The 17,966-nt window shown below is 39.5% G+C and carries 14 protein-coding genes, 1 pseudogene and 1 riboswitch; of the genes and pseudogenes, 8 read left to right on the forward strand and 7 right to left on the reverse strand.

Annotated features, from left to right (window positions below; all coding sequences use genetic code 11):
- Window positions 1–307: 307 nt before the first annotated feature.
- Both aldA and AC1UFB_RS08765 read right to left on the reverse strand, forming a co-directional pair.
- The gene (gene aldA / locus AC1UFB_RS08760; RefSeq protein ID WP_482588985.1) at window positions 308–1,759 is read right to left on the reverse strand and encodes an aldehyde dehydrogenase; all 1,452 of its coding nucleotides are present in this window, start codon (window positions 1,757–1,759) and stop codon (window positions 308–310) included.
- 105 nt (window positions 1,760–1,864) lie between these two features.
- Window positions 1,865–3,223, reverse strand: coding sequence for an alpha/beta hydrolase (locus tag AC1UFB_RS08765; RefSeq protein ID WP_100347638.1), 1,359 nt, complete (start codon window positions 3,221–3,223; stop codon window positions 1,865–1,867).
- Window positions 3,224–3,344: 121 nt separating this feature from the next.
- On the opposite strand from AC1UFB_RS08765, the gene AC1UFB_RS08770 reads away from it, so the two are divergent.
- Window positions 3,345–3,722 (forward strand): hypothetical protein, encoded by a 378-nt coding sequence (locus tag AC1UFB_RS08770; RefSeq protein ID WP_482588987.1) that lies wholly within the window; start codon window positions 3,345–3,347, stop codon window positions 3,720–3,722.
- 48 nt (window positions 3,723–3,770) lie between these two features.
- Complete coding sequence (locus tag AC1UFB_RS08775) at window positions 3,771–4,277, forward strand: hypothetical protein (protein WP_224840366.1); 507 nt, start codon at window positions 3,771–3,773, stop codon at window positions 4,275–4,277.
- Window positions 4,278–4,312: 35 nt separating this feature from the next.
- On the opposite strand, the gene gltD is transcribed toward AC1UFB_RS08775, so the two are convergent.
- Both gltD and gltB read right to left on the reverse strand, forming a co-directional pair.
- Complete coding sequence (gltD, locus tag AC1UFB_RS08780; protein ID WP_025908886.1) at window positions 4,313–5,794, reverse strand: glutamate synthase small subunit; 1,482 nt, start codon at window positions 5,792–5,794, stop codon at window positions 4,313–4,315.
- Window positions 5,795–5,810: 16 nt separating this feature from the next.
- Window positions 5,811–10,364, reverse strand: a complete 4,554-nt coding sequence (gltB, locus tag AC1UFB_RS08785) for a glutamate synthase large subunit (protein ID WP_078989864.1) — start codon at window positions 10,362–10,364, stop codon at window positions 5,811–5,813.
- A gap of 137 nt (window positions 10,365–10,501) precedes the next feature.
- Here gltB and gltC point away from each other — a divergent pair, with 137 nt between their 5' ends.
- Window positions 10,502–11,404, forward strand: coding sequence for a glutamate biosynthesis transcriptional regulator GltC (gene gltC, locus AC1UFB_RS08790; RefSeq protein ID WP_482588990.1), 903 nt, complete (start codon window positions 10,502–10,504; stop codon window positions 11,402–11,404).
- A 38-nt stretch (window positions 11,405–11,442) separates the two neighbouring features.
- Here the strand turns inward: gltC and AC1UFB_RS08795 are convergent, their stop codons facing one another.
- On the reverse strand, window positions 11,443–12,699 hold the full coding sequence (locus tag AC1UFB_RS08795; RefSeq protein WP_076513117.1) for an Nramp family divalent metal transporter: 1,257 nt from the start codon (window positions 12,697–12,699) through the stop codon (window positions 11,443–11,445).
- 171 nt (window positions 12,700–12,870) lie between these two features.
- Between AC1UFB_RS08795 and AC1UFB_RS08800 the strand changes: the two genes are divergently transcribed.
- From AC1UFB_RS08800 to AC1UFB_RS08820, 5 genes and pseudogenes are all read left to right on the forward strand, one after another.
- Complete coding sequence (locus tag AC1UFB_RS08800) at window positions 12,871–13,941, forward strand: DUF3900 domain-containing protein (protein WP_328101359.1); 1,071 nt, start codon at window positions 12,871–12,873, stop codon at window positions 13,939–13,941.
- Window positions 13,942–14,122: 181 nt separating this feature from the next.
- Window positions 14,123–14,323, forward strand: coding sequence for a cold-shock protein (locus AC1UFB_RS08805; protein ID WP_025908891.1), 201 nt, complete (start codon window positions 14,123–14,125; stop codon window positions 14,321–14,323).
- Between the two features lie 358 nt (window positions 14,324–14,681).
- Window positions 14,682–14,813: pseudogene (locus AC1UFB_RS08810) on the forward strand (carboxypeptidase); the annotation flags it as partial.
- 324 nt (window positions 14,814–15,137) lie between these two features.
- Window positions 15,138–15,213: riboswitch (glycine riboswitch) on the forward strand.
- Window positions 15,214–15,303: 90 nt separating this feature from the next.
- Window positions 15,304–15,576, forward strand: coding sequence for an ACT domain-containing protein (locus tag AC1UFB_RS08815; protein WP_025908892.1), 273 nt, complete (start codon window positions 15,304–15,306; stop codon window positions 15,574–15,576).
- 14 nt (window positions 15,577–15,590) lie between these two features.
- Entirely contained in the window at window positions 15,591–16,952 is a 1,362-nt protein-coding gene (locus AC1UFB_RS08820; RefSeq protein ID WP_100347635.1) for a PFL family protein, read from the forward strand.
- A 22-nt stretch (window positions 16,953–16,974) separates the two neighbouring features.
- On the opposite strand, the gene AC1UFB_RS08825 is transcribed toward AC1UFB_RS08820, so the two are convergent.
- Together AC1UFB_RS08825 and AC1UFB_RS08830 are read right to left on the reverse strand one after the other, a co-directional pair.
- Window positions 16,975–17,160 (reverse strand): cysteine-rich CWC family protein, encoded by a 186-nt coding sequence (locus AC1UFB_RS08825; protein WP_076513116.1) that lies wholly within the window; start codon window positions 17,158–17,160, stop codon window positions 16,975–16,977.
- A gap of 3 nt (window positions 17,161–17,163) precedes the next feature.
- Complete coding sequence (locus tag AC1UFB_RS08830; protein ID WP_482588995.1) at window positions 17,164–17,841, reverse strand: PH domain-containing protein; 678 nt, start codon at window positions 17,839–17,841, stop codon at window positions 17,164–17,166.
- Window positions 17,842–17,966: the final 125 nt, after the last annotated feature.

Below are 17,966 nucleotides of genomic sequence, written 5' to 3' on the forward strand. Positions count from 1 at the left end.
TGACTCACCTAGAAAAGTTATTGATCGATTGTGCATTCGATTGTAAAAGATAAATTCAACTTATATAGTTTCATATTTTTTTAAAATTTTCATATTGTACTTTATCATACCAAATTAACAGGAAAATTCAAGAAATCCGGTCTCATCATACACAAAAAAAGAGCTGGGACATAACCAAATGGTCCTTTTAACTTGTTTCCGGAATGAACAAAAAGATATCCGATCTATCAAAAGTCGTTAACTTCTAATAGTTCGGATATCTCGTTAGCTAAAATATTTATACCCCAGCATAAAATTTATATAGAGGTTATGAAAAATCTTTATTATATTCCATATAAACCACTTGCGTAACCAGAAAATCTTCTACGCCGTGCTTACCATCCGCTCCTCCTAATCCAGATTGTCTCATACCAGCATGATAACCTTGCATGGCTTCAAAATTTTCTCTATTTACAAATGTCTCACCAAACTTTAATTCGTTTGCTGCTTTCATTGCCTCATGAATATTATCTGTATAGATTGATGAAGAAAGACCATATTTAGAGTCGTTCCCAAGCTCTATGGCTTTATCTAGGTCGTTATAAGTCATAATTGGCAGAACTGGCCCAAACACTTCTTCCTGCATGATTTCCATATCCTGCGTCACGTTCAATAAAACGGTAGGTTCGTAAAAATAACCTTTTTCTTTCTCTAAACGTTTGCCACCTGCTTGAATTTCCGCACCTTGCTTTACTGCATTTTCCACCATCTTTTCTACTGTTTCAAGGCGCTCTTTACTAACAAGCGGTCCCATTTCAACATTTTCATCTGTTAAAGGATTTCCAATTTTCACATTGGACATTTCCTGCGTCATCTTTTTAATAAATTCCTTCGCAACGTCTTCATGAACATAGACACGTTCAGCATTTGTACAAGCTTGACCTGCGTTTGTAAGACGAGATGTTTTAATGTTTTTAACCGCAACGTCTAGATTTGCATGCTTTGTTACTATGGCTGGCGCTTTCCCACCGAGCTCTAGGTTGACTTTGGTAATGTTTTTCGCTGCTGCTTCCATCACTTTTGTACCCGCCGGAACACTTCCAGTCATTGTGACAATGCCTACTTTCGGATTACTGGCCATCGCTGTACCAATTGTAGATCCTGTTCCTGTAATAAAATTATAAACTCCTGCGGGGAGCTCTTTCATGTGTGCAATAATTTTTGTAAATTCAGCAGCTGTGTTTGGTGTTTGTTGACTTGGTTTTAAAACGATGCTACAGCCGGTAATCAATGCTGTCGCTACTTTTCGCGCTAGAATAAACATCGGAAAATTCCACGGCACTATTCCTGCTACAACACCAATCGGACGTTTGTACAAAAAGATGTTTTCATTGCGTTGATCACTTGGAATAATTTCACCTTCAATGCGACGAGCCCATTCTGACATGTAGTAAAAGTACTCAATAGCAGTATCAATTTCTCCTTCAGCTTGATCTTTACTTTTCCCTTGTTCTTCCATAAGCAGCTCCACAAAACGTTCACGCTTTTCTTTTATTTGATTTCCAAGCTTTCGAACCACTTTCCCTCTCTCTGCAGAAGGAACCTTCTCCCACTTTTTTTGTGCTTCGTATGCCGCATCGATTGCTTTATTTGCATCTTCTTCTGTACCCTTATAAATTTTCGAAATAACTTCTTCTGTAGAAGGGTTTACTACTTCAATCAATTCACTCGATGTTGAGTCTGTATACTGTCCGTTAATATACAATTTATGCGTCATCATTTCAGGCCCACTCCTCGTTATTCATTAAATAGTTAGTATGTTCTTATTGTGTATCTTCCACTCTTTCTGAATTTTAAACATAAAAAAGCAGGGAAGGTATTAAACCTATCCCTGCGTTGTTAATGGATTCATAAATTGCTTTGTTTTTAAATTCGTTATTTTATAAGGTTCAGTAGGTGCGTGAACAAAGTGACTTTCAGGCGGTTCGACCTTTTCCTCTACCCATTGAATAAGCAGCTCGAACGCCTGATATACGTATGGAAGCATGGGTTGAAGCTTACGATTGGGATCCACATGCTCATTCCAAACAAGCCCATCAATATGATTTCCATTTTCAATTACGTAATGACGGTGCCATTTAGCTTTACCTGTTTTTTTTACTAGCTGTTCATAAGGATAAGCATGTACGCGCGGGAAAATAAGGGTATCATATGCTGCCGTTACGCTAATTAAAGGCGCGGTAAGGTCTCCTGTGTTCTCAATTTCTTTCACTTTTTCTTTAACCTTCTTTGGGCGCTTTGCATAACTATACTGTTCAAAGATATCATCACGGGAACGGTCGCGGATACCTTGCTCATTCAAAGCTAAATATTCAGGCCACTGCATTCTTTTAGGCGCATGAGAATCAAAATGATCTCGGTAAATATTAAGCGTTAAAAACCAATAATATTGATCGTGGTAAGGCCACAAAAATTCGGTTCCTTTAGGTAATCCAGCTTCATATAAAGAATTGACTGCTGCCAAGTTCCCACCATATAGAGCAGCCTTTGCTGACTGAACAACAGTTGTAAGAGATGTAATCAAGTTAGGCTCTTCTGCTCTCCAGAGTACACCTTCCCACTCTACAGCTCCGTTAAAAAGCTTAGGCTCACCGTTTTTCCCGTCGTTTTCTATCGCATACCGAATAACGTAGCCACCATTTGAAATGCCAAGACCATATGTCGGAATCTCAGATGCTACTTGATCCGTCTTACGGTGCGTAAATAAGTATTCTTGAGCATAGCGTACCGTCGCACGAAATTGCCTATTCCATTTAGCAATAGAGGCACATTCTACTGATAGGGCATTTTTTGCTTTTGCAAACGGATCACCTTCTTGCTCCTCTCCAGGTGTCCCTTTATCAGAAGCTACAAACGCATATCCTTTAGCTAGTACGTAGTCACTAAACAATAAATCGGTTGACGTTTCGCCTCGCGTAGCCGGAATACCAGCAGCCACTAGCTTTCCATTCCAATTATCAGGAATTCGCAGAACGATATTCCCATCTTCTACTCTATCTTTGACCTGAACTCCCGTAATCCCTTGAGGTTGATACATATGATACCATCCTGTTTTTTCTTGTTCGCTCCCCCAGGAAACAGGTGCTAAACCGCTATTTCCATCAACGGTTGCCGCTGCAAGCTGAGCGGGGTTTTTCGTTGTCAACCAGTTGTCATTTTTTCCATCAAATACTTGGACATTCACACTATCAATCTCCCGTCATATTTATATGTTATGGATGATTATCTAGGTGAAAACACTATAGTTAAATTTTACCTCTTCCATCATAAAAAGTATAGGTAAAGATTATAGAGGTGGGATAAAGATGATAAACGCTTGGGGACTAAGACTTACTTTTATAAACCCTGCTGCTCAGTCGTATGAAACATGGATAGTATCTGAGTTTGACCTTATTAAAGAACAAAACGTTATATCATACAAAAATCAATGTGCTTCTATACTCGGCTCGTTCACTGTTCCTTCCAATGAGATAACGCCGCTAAAAACTGCAATTGAAGTTGACTTACTAAAAATATTTGATTGCTATTATAGTAGCTTACCCGCTAAAGAAACCTTTCTTGATACACCTATTTATATTAACGTTTTAACAAAAAATTCAGCTTATAGTACATGGAAGTACTTTAAAACACCTCGATATTACTTAGAAAAACTTCACCAGTACACCAACCATCCCGTTTACTAATTGATAAACAATCATTTAATTTATACTAATTGAAAGCGAGTGAAATGGATGTATTATTACCATTGGAGCTACCCAGACTATACTCCAAACTATCATACAATGCCTCAATACACCTACGCTGTACCAACAATCAATACGTCTTACGAAGAACCATATCGATATGACGAGAGTCAGTATGCATACTTGCCTCATCAAGCTGAATTCATACGCGCTACTAAAGACGTAGACCGCGTGATGAAAATCTTAAAAAGGCAATACCGAAGTATCTATCGTGAAGCACAGCGTGGAGGCATGGACGATAAACTAACAGAATATTTGTTTCGTTCAATTGTAAGATTTGTAGATGATAACTATAGTAGCTTTACAGGAACGATTAATCAAAAAGTTGAAAAAGCGTACCGACAGCTTCAACGAAAAGAGCCGTGGATTTTTGAGCTTATGACGTTATACAGCGTGTCCCCTGCTTCACAAGCTCGCATCACCACAACTGTTTTAACCGTCGCTTTCGAGCATCTCCGCAAGAATCCTGGACCTGGGGCACCTAACCCACGCTAAAAAAGAGGACTACAGTGTAGTCCTCTTTTTAAACGTTATGGCAGTACAGTAGCTCCCATTAAGTAATGATCTACTTGTTTTGCTACTTCGCGCCCTTCATGAATAGCCCATACAATCAGGCTCTGACCACGACGTGCGTCTCCAGCAGCAAATACCCCTTCAACATTTGTTGTATATTTACCGTACGCTGCAGCCACTTTGTTATTTTTCGTTTCAACACCTAACTGCTCAAGCACAGGTTGCTCAGGTCCCTCAAAGCCAATTGCGATAAAGACAAGCTGAGCTGGCCAAACTTTTTCTGTTCCTGGAATTTCGTTAAATGTATAACGACCGCTTTCATCAACAAGCTTCTCCATTTGAATTGTATGAAGCTCCTTTAAGTTGCCATTTTCATCAGCCACGATTTTTTTTGTTTGAATTGAATACTCTCTCGGATCATCTCCGAACTTTGCTTGAGCTTCTTCATATGCATATTCAAGGTTAAATACTTGAGGGTACTCTGGCCACATGTTATCAGATGTACGTTCTGTTGGAAGCTGAGGATGCTTACCAAATTGAACGACGCTACGACACCCCTGACGTAGTGCTGTTGCTACACAGTCTGCTCCTGTGTCCCCTCCTCCAATAACAATTACATCTTTACCTTTAGCATCAATGTACTGACCGTCTTTGAAATTGGAATCTAACATACTTTTTGTTGTCGTTGTTAAATAGTTCATCGCAAAATGAATGCCTTTTGCTTCTCTACCCTCAATGACTAAATTACGCTGCTTTTGAGCACCTGTACAAAGGATAACCGCATCGTATTGCTCTTGAAGTTCCTCGCGCGTCACATCTTTACCAACTTCTGTATTTGTGACAAAATCAATACCTTCTTGCGTTAGTAAGCGAATTCTTCTTGCGACTACCTCTTTATCAAGCTTCATATTCGGAATACCATAAGTTAACAAACCGCCAGGACGATCTGCACGTTCATATACAGTGACTGAGTGTCCAGCTTGGTTTAACTGATCTGCACTCGCTAAACCTGCTGGCCCTGAACCGATAATTGCTATCTTTTTACCTGTGCGCTTCTCTGGGATACGTGGTGTAATCCAACCGTTTTCAAACCCTTTATCAATAATTGCTCGTTCAATATTTTTAATTGAAACCGCAGGATCTGAAATAGCTAATGTACAAGACCCTTCACAAGGCGCTGGACAAACGCGCCCTGTGAATTCAGGAAAGTTATTTGTTTTCATTAAACGATCAAGCGCTTCTTTCCACTGACCTCTATATACTAAATCGTTCCATTCTGGAATCAAATTATAAATTGGACAGCCCGATGTAAAAGCGTTAATATCCATCCCCATATGACAAAATGGAGTTGCACAATCCATACATCGTGCTCCTTGTCGACTCAGTGCTTCATCAGATAAAGGAGCAGCATATTCGTTCCAGTCACTTAAACGTTTTAAAGGATCTCTTTCTTTGCCTTTTTCACGTTTAATTTCCATAAATCCTGTTGGTTTTCCCATTTTACTCTCCCCTTTCTTACTGAGCTACCGCTTCTTGTTGTTTTGAAATTGACTTTTTTTCTTGCTGTGCATTTTCTTCAAACGCGCTCATGATTGCTTCCTCTTCAGAAAGCCCCGCTTCTTTTTGTTCTTCAATTCGAGTAATCATACGCTTATAGTCATTTGGAATAACTTTTACAAACTTACTGCTCATTTGTGACCAGTTTTCTAAAATAAACGCTGCTTTTTGGCTATCTGTATATTCAAGGTGACGCTCAATCATCGCTTTTACTTCGTCAGCTTCTTGAGCTTCTAAACCTTCAAAACCAATCATTTCTTGGTTACATAGTTTCTTAAATTCTGCTTTATCATCTGCTAGTACGTATGCAATACCACCTGACATACCTGCACCGAAGTTTTTACCAACAGTTCCCAGAACAACAACTCGACCGCCTGTCATATACTCACAGCCGTGATCACCGATACCTTCTACCACAACATGCGCACCGCTGTTACGAACTGCAAATCGCTCACCTGCTCTGCCACTTACATACGCTTCACCACTTGTCGCACCGATAAACGCAACATTTCCAACAATAACATTATCACCTGAAACGATAGTGGATTGCTTTGGCGCAGATACTGTAATCTTTCCACCTGACAAGCCTTTACCGATATAATCGTTGGCATCTCCTGTTAAATGAAGCGTCATACCAGTTGGAATAAATGCTCCAAAACTTTGACCAGCTGAACCTGAGAAGCGAAGCGTAATCGTATCCTCAGCCAATCCTTTCTCACCATAACGCTTGGTGATTTCACTACCAACAACGGTACCTACCACTCGGTTTGTATTGTGAATATCTAACGAAAGATCCACTTGATATTGCTCTTCAATCGCTTGCTGTACAGCAGGTAAGATTTTTTGCACATCTAGAGACTGGTCAATTTTATGATTTTGCGGCGTCTTAAACGTACGAACACCCTCTACCTGATGTAAAAGTGTTGTCAAATCTAAATGCTGCGCTTTCCAATGTGACTGTGCACGTTCACTAACATGCAGCACATCTGTACGTCCAACCATCTCTTCTACCGTTCTGAATCCTAACTCTGCCATAATTTCACGAACTTCTTGTGCAACAAAGCGCATATAGTTTACGATATGATCTGGCTCACCTAAGAACTTTTTACGAAGCTCTGGATTTTGTGTTGCTACGCCAACAGGACATGTATCTAAATGACAAGCACGCATCATGATGCAACCTAATACAATTAGCGGAGCCGTAGCAAATCCGTACTCTTCTGCACCTAAAAGTGCTGCCATAACAACATCTTTTCCTGTCATTAGCTTTCCGTCTGTTTCTAGCACTACTTTCTCGCGAAGACCGTTTAACATTAACGTTTGGTGAGCTTCTGCTAAACCTAGCTCCCAAGGTAGGCCCGTATGTTTAATACTCGTTTTTGGTGACGCACCTGTTCCACCGTCGTATCCACTAATAACAATTACATCTGCCACACCTTTTGCAACACCAGCTGCAATCGTCCCAACACCTGCTTTTGATACAAGCTTAACGCTAATACGAGCGTTACGGTTGGCATTTTTCAAGTCATGAATAAGCTGAGCTAAATCTTCAATTGAATAAATATCATGATGTGGCGGAGGAGAGATTAAGCCTACTCCCGGAGTAGATCCACGTACATCTGCAACCCATGGATATACTTTGTTCCCAGGCAGCTGTCCACCTTCTCCTGGCTTAGCGCCTTGAGCCATTTTAATTTGCAACTCATCAGCATTCACTAAATAGTGACTTTTCACACCAAATCGCCCTGATGCAATTTGTTTAATGGCACTGCGACGGTTATCACCGTTTTCATCAAGCTCATAACGTCTTGGATTTTCTCCACCTTCACCACTATTGCTTCTAGCACCTAATTTATTCATCGCAATTGCTAATGCTTCGTGTGCTTCTTCACTCAAAGAACCAAACGACATAGCACCTGATTTAAATCGCTTGACAATAGAATCCACAGATTCTACTTCATCGATTGAAAGAGCTGGGCGTTCTTGTTTAAAGGCAAAAAGGTTACGTAAGAACCCGATGCGTTCTTCGTTTGCAGCTTCTGAAAACTGCTTAAATAAATCATAGTCACCTTTTCGACAAGCCCATTGTAAGGTATGAATCGTTTTCGGGTTAAACGCATGATGCTCACCTGTTTTTCGCCATTGGAAGTCACTTCCTGACTCTAAAGTCTGTTCGTACGCTTCAGCATAAGCTGCTTCGTGTCGTGTGCGCGCTTCTTTTCCAATGACATCTAAGCCAATTCCTCCTAACTGAGATGCTGTACCTGTAAAGTAAGCTGCAATAACTTCTTCACCGATTCCAACTGCTTCAAAAATTTGAGCTCCTCGGTAACTTTGCACAGTAGAAATCCCCATTTTAGACATTACTTTTACAACGCCTTCGGTAACTGCTTTTACATATTTCGCTACCGCTACTTGATAAGAAGTTTTTAAATTGCCAGCTGCAATTTCATAATCATACGTTGCAAACGCTAAATAAGGATTAATTGCATCTGCTCCATAACCAATTAAAGCTGCAAAATGATGAACTTCACGAACTTCTCCAGATTCAATAACTAAGCTGACTTTTGTACGACTACCACGACGAATTAAATGCTGGTGAAGAGCACTTGCAACTAATAAAATTGGCATTGGTGCACGGTTTGCATTAATCTCTCGATCACTTAAGATTAAAATACTAGCACCCTCTACGATTGCTTTTTCTGCATCGTTAAATAAATCTTCTAAAGATGCTTTCAAATCATCCTTAAATACCGTTGAAAGAACAGCACTCTTGAAACCTTTAATGCTATCTTCTTTTAATGTTTGAAGCTGTCCATTCGTTAACACTGGTGTTTCTAGCTGGATGCGACGACTATTTTCTTTTGTTGGGTGTAGCAAATTGCCCTCTGCACCTAGCAGCGTCATTGTTGACGTCACCAGCTGCTCACGAATTGCATCAATCGGTGGGTTCGTTACTTGTGCAAACAACTGTTTAAAATAGTTGAATAAGGACTGAGGACGATCTGAAAGAACTGCAAGTGGCGTATCATTCCCCATTGAACCTAACGGATCTTTTCCTTCGTTCACAACCGGCAGTAAATATTTATGAATATCTTCATACGTATAGCCAAACGCTTTTTGACGAACAACTAAGTCATCAAAAGATTCTGGCTTTTCATCAGCTGAAGCAGCTAACTTTACCATCTGCTCATCTAACCACTGCTGATACGGTTCCGCTTGCGCCATTTCAGCTTTAATTTCTTCATCTGAAATGATGCGTCCTTCTTCTAAATCAATTAACAACATTTTCCCTGGGCTTAAACGCTCTTTATAAAGAACATTGTCCTCTTCTACTGGAATAACCCCTACTTCAGAAGAAAGGATAATATAGTCATCTTTTGTCACATAATAACGCGCTGGACGCAACCCATTTCTATCTAAAATTGCACCAATTTGTTTTCCATCAGTGAATGAAATAGCAGTCGGTCCATCCCACGGCTCCATAAGAGCACTATGGTATTCATAAAATGCGCGCTTCTCATCAGACATATGAGGATTTTCAGTCCAAGGTTCTGGAATCATCATCATTGCAGCATGCGCTGGCTTTCTACCTGCTAACACAAAGAATTCAAGCGCATTATCTAGAATGGACGAATCGCTACCTTCACTATCTAAAATTGGCAGTATTTTATGAAGATCTGAACCAAAAGCTTCTGATACGAACTGCTGCTCACGTGCTTTCATCCAATTTTGATTTCCACGAAGCGTATTAATTTCTCCATTGTGAATTAAATAACGGTTTGGATGCGCGCGCTCCCAGCTTGGAAACGTATTTGTACTAAAGCGTGAGTGTACTAAAGCAAAAGGAGATGTAAAGTTTTCATCTTGTAGGTCAAGATAAAATGCATCTACTTGCTCTGGTGTTAATAAACCTTTATAAACAATCGTTCTGCTAGATAAGCTTGAGAAGTAAACGCGATTTTTACGCTCTGCTGCCCAATATTCAGCTTGTTTACGAATAATATATAGTTTGCGTTCAAACGCTAAATCATCTGTAATACTTTCATCTGCACCAATAAATACTTGGCGCACGTGCGGACAGCTTTCCTTTGCTACTTTTCCGATTTTTCCGACATTTGTTGGTACAGTTCTCCAGCCTACAAGCGTTTGTCCTTCTTGTTCAATTAAAGCATTGATATACCCTTCGATTTCTTTTTGTTCTTGCTCATTATTTGAGAAAAAGATCATACCTACACCGTAGCGACCTTTTTGAGGTAATGAAAAATCAGTACATGCTTTTGTGAAAAAGTCATGTGGAATTTGAACCATTAGTCCCGCTCCATCACCCGTTAGCGGATCACTTCCTTGACCACCGCGATGATCGAGTTGACAAAGCATATTTAGTCCTTTTTTTACGATGTCGTGCGATGCCACTCCTTTTAAGTGTGCATATAATCCGATTCCGCATGCATCGTGCTCAAACTCAGGACGGTAGAGACCTTGAGCTTTCGGCATTTGATTGTATGTCATATTTTTCTCCCCCGTTCGTTTTCTTTATCTATTTATTAAGACCACTTGTTTATATTTTAAGTTTTCAAATTAATATAAACAATATATAATTTAGATGAAACCAATCTCATTTTGATATATAGAAAAGGAGTAAGCCGATGGAACTTAGACAATTACGCTATTTTATGGAAGTTGCCAGACGTGAGCACGTATCTGAAGCAGCTGAACATTTGCATGTTGCGCAGTCTGCTATCAGTCGACAAATTGCCAACTTAGAAGATGAACTGGGCGTGGAGTTATTTCAAAGAGAAGGAAGAAATGTAAAGTTAACGTCGATTGGAAAGCTGTTTCTAGAACATACAGAAACGGCCATGAAAGCAATTGATTACGCAAAGGAACAAGTGGATGAATATTTAGATCCTGAGCGAGGAACGATTAAAATTGGATTTCCTACCAGTCTATCAAGTCATCTATTGCCTACGATTATATCTGCGTTTAAAGAGAATTACCCAAACGTCGCTTTTCATTTAAGACAAGGGTCTTATAAATTTCTAATTGAATCCGTTAAGAAGCGGGATATTAATATTGCGTTTTTAGGCCCTGTACCAGTAGACGATGAAGATATTGAAGGGCACATTTTATTTACAGAAAAGATACTGGCACTTGTTCCTTCAAGTCATCCTTTAGCAACACAGGAAAATTTACGCCTCCGCGATTTACGTAACGAAGATTTCGTTTTATTCCCAAATGGATTTGTGCTTCGTAAGATTGCCGTAGATGCTTGTAAGCAAGCTGGGTTTATGCCAAATATCTCATCTGAAGGTGAAGATTTAGACGCAATTAAAGGGCTAGTCTCTGCAGGTATGGGAATTACACTTTTACCTGAAAGCACCGTTTCTGAAACAACGCCCAGGTTTACAACAAAGATTCCTATTCACACACCTGAAGTAAAACGAACAGTCGGAATGATTATTCCAAGAAACCGAAATTTAGCACCTTCTGATCAAATTTTTTATGAGTTTGTTAAATCCTTTTTCGCTATGTTAGAACAGTATAAATGAAGAAACTCTTCATTTATACTGTTCTATTTTATATATGCTTAAAAAATATTAAGGAGTTCGTTTACCATTAAGACAATAAACAATAAAATACAGACAGCTAGCATGATGTTATTCCATAATGGATTACGATACTGTTTTTCTACTCGCTTTGAATTTAAAAGCCAAAGTAGCGACAGGGCTAAAAATGGCATAAATAACGCTCCTAGCGCCCCGTATGCCATAATAAGGCCAACAGGCTTTCCAATAAACAATAAAAGCATGGAAGGAAATGTTAACCAGATTAAATACGCACGGTATGGTTTGGTTTTCTCCACGACGACCCCTGGATTTTTCGCCTCTTTTTTCATAATGCGAACAAAATCAGCAAATAGATATGGTACACCGTTCCATACCCCTAACAATGACGTAAAGGAAGCTGCCCAAAAACCGATTAAAAACAGCCAGCGCATCGGTTCATTAAAGCGCTCGCCTAGCATACTCGATAACTGAATAAGACCTTGTTCACCACTCAACGTTATGCCTGTCCCAAATAAAAACTCCGCTCCTACTACGAGAAGAGACAGCGTAAAGATAGCGGTTACAATATAAGCAACAGCTGAATCAAGGCGCATAATTGAAATCCACGAACGATGGTTCCAGCCTTTTTCACGAATCCAGTATCCGTAAGAAGCCATTGTAATAGAACCACCTACTCCTCCAATTAAAGCTAGAGCGTTCATCAGCGATCCTTCAGGTACTTTTGGTACCATGCCTCCAGCAAGTGCTGTTAAATTTGGAGATAGTAATATGGCAGTGCCTACAACCGTAACAAACATGATGCCAACAAAAACAGTCATTAGCTTTTCAACCAATGCATATCTCCCATTCCAAACTAATAAAAAACCAATAAGTGCATGAATAATAGCCCAAGCCCAAAGCGGGAGCTGAGGAAATAACGCATGCATGGCTAAGGCACATGATGATGAAACAGCAGCTCCAAATACAAACCCCCAAATGACTGAATACACTCCAAAATAGCTGGTAGCCCATTTCCCCATTGAATTCCAGCCTTCTAAAATAGTTTGTCCAGTTGACAATTGCCATCTTCCTACGCCTTCATTTAAGTAGTACTTTAAAATGGCCCCTACTACAATAGCCCATGCGAACGTCATCCCAAGCGTCGCTCCCGCTACCAATGCGGCTACTAAATCCCCTGCTCCTACACCCGTTGCAGCCGTAATCAATCCCGGACCTACTTTTGAAAGTCGACTCCTCAGCCGAGTAGGTGCTTCATTCGTATGTAATTCTACAGTCATACAATTCCCTCCTTTGTTTTACTAGACTCTCGTTATCTATTATACTATTTTTTGTAAATTTTAGAAAGTTTAGATTTTTCAACCCTTTCGATACTTTATTTATCATTGACGCTTTTTTCTTTTTTCTACTATACTGAAATGATGAACTCTTTAATGAAACAAGGTGAATCTATGGACTTTAAAATTAATTTCTTATCTTTTTACGTCATCCAAGTAGATGGTAAAGACGAGCAAGCAGACAAACGCTACAAGCATTTTCAAACGCTGAATACAGAAGAATACGAAGAAAGCTCAATTAAAGACTTCTTAGACGGTGAGTTTAAAAAAATTGTTAAACGTAAGGTTGAACGCCATCCAAAAGCTGAACAAGTTCCTACAAAGCTTGGTTACTTTGTCACGGAACCTGGGCACGCATTAGATTCTAATCCTAACTATAATTTATTTCATCGCACGCGCTTTGCAACGGCAAAGGAGGAATTTGAGGAAAATAGCGAACAGTTTATTCACGCATATTTAGATACCGCAGCTGTACGAGGCGGTGCTTTTTTAGTTATATCCGCTGTACCGCGCAAATATTTCGATCAGGCGTTTGTATTTATTTTAAAATGTGATTTTGAGCCCAAAGTTGCCTCAATCACCGATGAATCAACGCTCATTCGCCATGTCGAAATGGCCATTACAACCAAGAACATGAAGTCTATTCAATACCCATACATGCCTGAAGAAGGCATGGTCGAAGAAAGCGAACTTGTCATCCACCAAGCGTCTCACGCTCGTTACTTTGAAGATTTCTTGAAATTTATTGACTACAACGAGCCGATGCCTGAGGTTATGAAAACACAAGTGATGGATATGGTGCGTGAACACGTCAGCGAAACGTTTGAAGCAGAAAGCGTAGAACTTGAACAGTTTGAGTCGGACATGGAACTGTGGGCAACAAGTGAAAAGCGTGAGCTTCAAGAACGTTTGGATACCAATCAAGTTATGGAAGCTGCTGCTCATATCGTCGAGCATACGCCTGATGCCGAGCTTAAAATGAAGCTTGGCGAAACGGAGATTAAAGGACTGTTAGCGGATTTCGGGGAAAATATTCACTTAGCGAAAGTGAACGGACGCTACGTGGCGTTAATTGAAGCAGAATCGATTTTGTTTGAAAAAGGCGCGTCTCCGATTGAGTTTCATAAGCCTGGGGATTTGCACGGGATTATTGAGAAAATCAGCAGTAAGCGCTGGGAAGAATGAGCCAAAAATAATAAACGGACGCATCTATTTTTTACTTTACTTGCAATACTGAACTGTTTCTGTTATTCTTAAGAAGAATTATTTTTGTTCGGCAAGGATTGACAAGTTAACAACTTTCGTCTGAAGATTTGAGCAAGAATAGTAACACAATGTGTGCAAAGCACACGAGGAGGCAACAACAATGGAACAAGGTAAAGTAAAATGGTTTAACGCAGAAAAAGGTTTTGGATTCATCGAGCGCGAAAACGGAGACGATGTATTCGTACATTTCTCAGCAATCCAAAGCGAAGGTTTCAAATCTTTAGATGAAGGTCAAGCTGTAACTTTTGAAGTAGAGCAAGGTCAACGTGGACCTCAAGCTACTAACGTTCAAAAAGCGTAATTAATACGGACATCTATGTACAGACTCTACTTGTAGAGTCTGTTTTTAATTTACATTGAAATTTGGACATAATAAAAACCCTACTCACGAATGAATAGGGAACATCAAAACACAGATAGTAACTGGTAAAGAAAATGGTAAACTTAGTATAGCATAGTATTCTTATAATACCTAATTTTTTATTACACATCTCATGATAATCAGTAACTAGCCATCCACTGCGATATCCGCCCTCTCCCTCTTTCTCCTCGTCTTAACTTTCACTTATTTGTACAGTTACAATAATTTGTTTACATTCTACTTTAAATATTCTCAAAATACAGTATTTTAAGCTCATGCCTTTTTTAACTAATGGCACATTAAACAAACAATCACTACTTTAGACTCAACTGTAAGAGCTATTTCAGATGGCTCAATAGAAAATGCAGATACAAGCTTTTGGGACACGCTTGCCTCCCAAACAACTCGCCCTTCTGGAGAAGACGAGTAATAAAAATTATCACAGGAAAGCGACTGATAGGCTCTTTCCTTTTTTTCTATTTATAACAATTGTACCCTTTTCCCTTTGCTGAACTATTGATGAAAAGCCTTAGCTCCTACCTCTCCTCTCACCTTTTGCTTCCATTGCTCTATTTTTAAGTGTGATATAGCACAAAACACTCTCCCATTCTAAGTAAACATGATGAAACAATAGAAATGTTCAAAAAACATTGACTATCTTTTCTTTTGTTGATATGATTTTTCTATTGGTTTTTGAGCCAATGTTAAATTGAATATTCCCCAAGCAATGATTGTTGTGGATAACACTACAACAGGAGCAGCTTCTGGAGAGACCGCTTAGGCGGCGCCGAAGGATTCACAATCTCAGGCAAAAGGACAGAAGAGTAACGATACATACGTATGTTATTCGATGACCTATTCGAGATTGGATTCTTCCAATCTCTTTTTTTATTTTCTATATTATTTTTGAGGTGATTATTATGCAACAAAAGCGCGCTGTGGTTAGCGTAATTGGACAAGATCAAGTAGGGATTATTTCAAGCGTCACAACTGTCTTATCAAATCAAGGTGTTAACATCCTCGATATTAGTCAGACAATATTACAAGATTTCTTTACGATGATGATGATTGTCGATGTATCAGCTATTGAACTAAACTCGCTACAACATTCTTTAAATAACGTTAGCGAAGAGCTTGGTTTAAAAATTCACGTGCAGCTTGAAGAAACGTTTCAAGCTATGCATCGCGTATAAAAGGAGGAATAAATATGAGTATTGCTTTAACAGAAATGATGGAAACCATCCGAATGGTTCAAATGGAGAACCTCGATATCCGTACAGTAACAATGGGTATCAGTTTAAGAGACTGTGCTGATTCTAACTTTGAAACAATGAATCAAAATGTCTACAACAAAATTGTTTCATATGCAGGTGAATTAAAAGAAACTGCTGAACAGGTTGAAAAAGAATATGGAATTCCAATTGTAAATAAGCGTATTTCAATTACTCCTATCGCAGAGATTTTAGGTCATACAACGGTTGAACAAACAATCACGCTCGCTAAAACATTAGACCGTGCTGCACAACAGGTTGGTGTCGATTTTATCGGAGGCTTCTCAGCTCTTATTCATAAAGGAATTTCAAAGAGTGATCAAACGTTGCTAGACGCGTTACCTGAAGCTCTTAGCGTAACAGAACGCGTTTGTTCTTCAATCTCAGTAGCCACCACTCGTACCGGTATTAATATGAATGCTGTAAAACAGCTCGGCGTTATTATTAAAGAAGCGGCTAACCGTACAAAAGATCGTGATGGCATTGCTTGCGCCAAGCTGGTTGTGTTCTGTAACCCTGTTGAAGATAATCCATTTATGGCCGGGGCTTTTCACGGCTCAGGTGAAGGTGAAGTGGTCTTAAACGTAGGTGTTAGTGGCCCTGGTGTTGTTTTAAATGCACTAAAACGTCATCCTAATGCTGATTTAGGTGAGGTATCTGAAGTAATTAAAAAGACGGTATTTAAAATTACGCGCGCTGGTGAGTTAATTGGACGCGTAGTGGCTGAACGACTAAACGTTCCCTTTGGCATCATGGATTTATCACTGGCTCCTACTAATGCTATTAACGACAGCGTTGCTGAAATTTTAGAAGAAATTGGGTTAGAACGTGTGGGTACTCATGGTACAATTGCTGCGTTAGCACTTATGAACGATGCTGTGAAAAAAGGAGGCGCAATGGCTAGCTCTTACGTTGGTGGTCTAAGTGGGGCTTTTATTCCAGTCAGTGAAGATAACGGGATGATTAAAGGTATTACCGACGGTTCTCTAAATCTATCAAAACTTGAAGCGATGACCTGCGTATGTTCTGTTGGTTTAGATATGATTGCTTTAACAGGAGATGTTAGTCCTGCTACGCTTTCAGGAATGATTGCTGATGAAGCGGCAATTGGAATGATTAACAAAAAAACAACCGCAGTACGCGTTATCCCTGTTCCCGGTAAAAGTGAAGGTGAAATGGTAGAATTCGGTGGTCTTCTAGGACGAGCTCCAGTCATGGGTGTTAACCCTTATAGCTCTGAGCGATTAGTAAATCGCGGTGGACGAATTCCCGCTCCCCTACAAGCATTGATTAATTAAGTAAAAAGAGTCAGCGTAATCATTACTCTTCACGCTGACTCTCTTTATACGCTTGCAGACAAGATTTGCAAATGCAAGAATGACTAGATTTTGCTTTTAACGCATCTGGAAACTCTTCTTCTGCGCACCAGCAAGTAAACTCTTCTTCTTTTAAAACATGCTGACATCCATTCTTTTTTCCACACAGTGGACAGGTTATGTTAATCATAACTCACTCTTTCTTTACATCCCAATGTGTAGCTTTATCAAAGATCGGCTTCCATATGCGCTCCGGTAAATAGCCAACTCCGTAGGAAGAACCAAGACCCATTGTTGATACAATAAGATGACGACATCCTTTTTCCCAAAACCTGCTGCTTGCTTTCACCTTTACATCCTGAATCTTTCTGCGCTGCATAACCGTTGTTTTTCGAGTAATAAACTGCGATCGAATACTTAAAAATTCATGGGTCATCGCTACGCCTCCTTGGTGATATCCAAACCATGTTAACAACGAAGTAGCTAACAAAATGACAACCACTCCCCACACAAGCTGAACTTTCCAAAAGCTGATTGCTACTGCTGCAATGCAAGCTGTAATGAAGACATATGATAGCTTATACCATACATAATTGCGCACTACGTTTGGCTTAAACTCAAGATAACGATAAGTAGGAAGATACTCTGAAAAAACCTCCGTTATTTCCTTTTGTTTTAAAAATGGGTGTAAATACACTTTTTGCTCTAAATCAGAAGTTACGACTTTTAACGAAATGGCTCCCCAACCAAATAAACGCTGAAGCAAACCTTCTTCAACTGTAACCGCCTTAATTTTTTCAAAAGGAATCGTAAGCGAGCTTTTGTTTAATAGCCCGTATTGAACTTGAAGGTGCTTTTCATAGCGCTCCACCATAAAATTACCAAAGCGGATTACGTACAAGATAATAGAAAGTATATATGCTATGCCACTAGTGTTGCATTAATTTAAATTAACTATTAAAAAGACTCAAAATCTTCAATTTTATTATTTTAGGC

The organism is Priestia sp. KCTC 13724 (assembly GCF_056820425.1).

What these genes read in the sequence shown, in the direction of transcription:
- aldA (WP_482588985.1), bottom strand. Translation starts at nt 1,759, where the DNA reads ATGATGACGCATAAATTGTATATTAACGGACAGTATACAGACTCAACA.
- AC1UFB_RS08770 (WP_482588987.1), top strand. Translation starts at nt 3,345, where the DNA reads ATGATAAACGCTTGGGGACTAAGACTTACTTTTATAAACCCTGCTGCT.
- AC1UFB_RS08775 (WP_224840366.1), top strand. Translation starts at nt 3,771, where the DNA reads ATGTATTATTACCATTGGAGCTACCCAGACTATACTCCAAACTATCAT.
- gltD (WP_025908886.1), bottom strand. Translation starts at nt 5,794, where the DNA reads ATGGGAAAACCAACAGGATTTATGGAAATTAAACGTGAAAAAGGCAAA.
- gltB (WP_078989864.1), bottom strand. Translation starts at nt 10,364, where the DNA reads ATGACATACAATCAAATGCCGAAAGCTCAAGGTCTCTACCGTCCTGAG.
- gltC (WP_482588990.1), top strand. Translation starts at nt 10,502, where the DNA reads ATGGAACTTAGACAATTACGCTATTTTATGGAAGTTGCCAGACGTGAG.
- AC1UFB_RS08795 (WP_076513117.1), bottom strand. Translation starts at nt 12,699, where the DNA reads ATGACTGTAGAATTACATACGAATGAAGCACCTACTCGGCTGAGGAGT.
- AC1UFB_RS08800 (WP_328101359.1), top strand. Translation starts at nt 12,871, where the DNA reads ATGGACTTTAAAATTAATTTCTTATCTTTTTACGTCATCCAAGTAGAT.
- AC1UFB_RS08805 (WP_025908891.1), top strand. Translation starts at nt 14,123, where the DNA reads ATGGAACAAGGTAAAGTAAAATGGTTTAACGCAGAAAAAGGTTTTGGA.
- AC1UFB_RS08815 (WP_025908892.1), top strand. Translation starts at nt 15,304, where the DNA reads ATGCAACAAAAGCGCGCTGTGGTTAGCGTAATTGGACAAGATCAAGTA.
- AC1UFB_RS08820 (WP_100347635.1), top strand. Translation starts at nt 15,591, where the DNA reads ATGAGTATTGCTTTAACAGAAATGATGGAAACCATCCGAATGGTTCAA.
- AC1UFB_RS08825 (WP_076513116.1), bottom strand. Translation starts at nt 17,160, where the DNA reads ATGATTAACATAACCTGTCCACTGTGTGGAAAAAAGAATGGATGTCAG.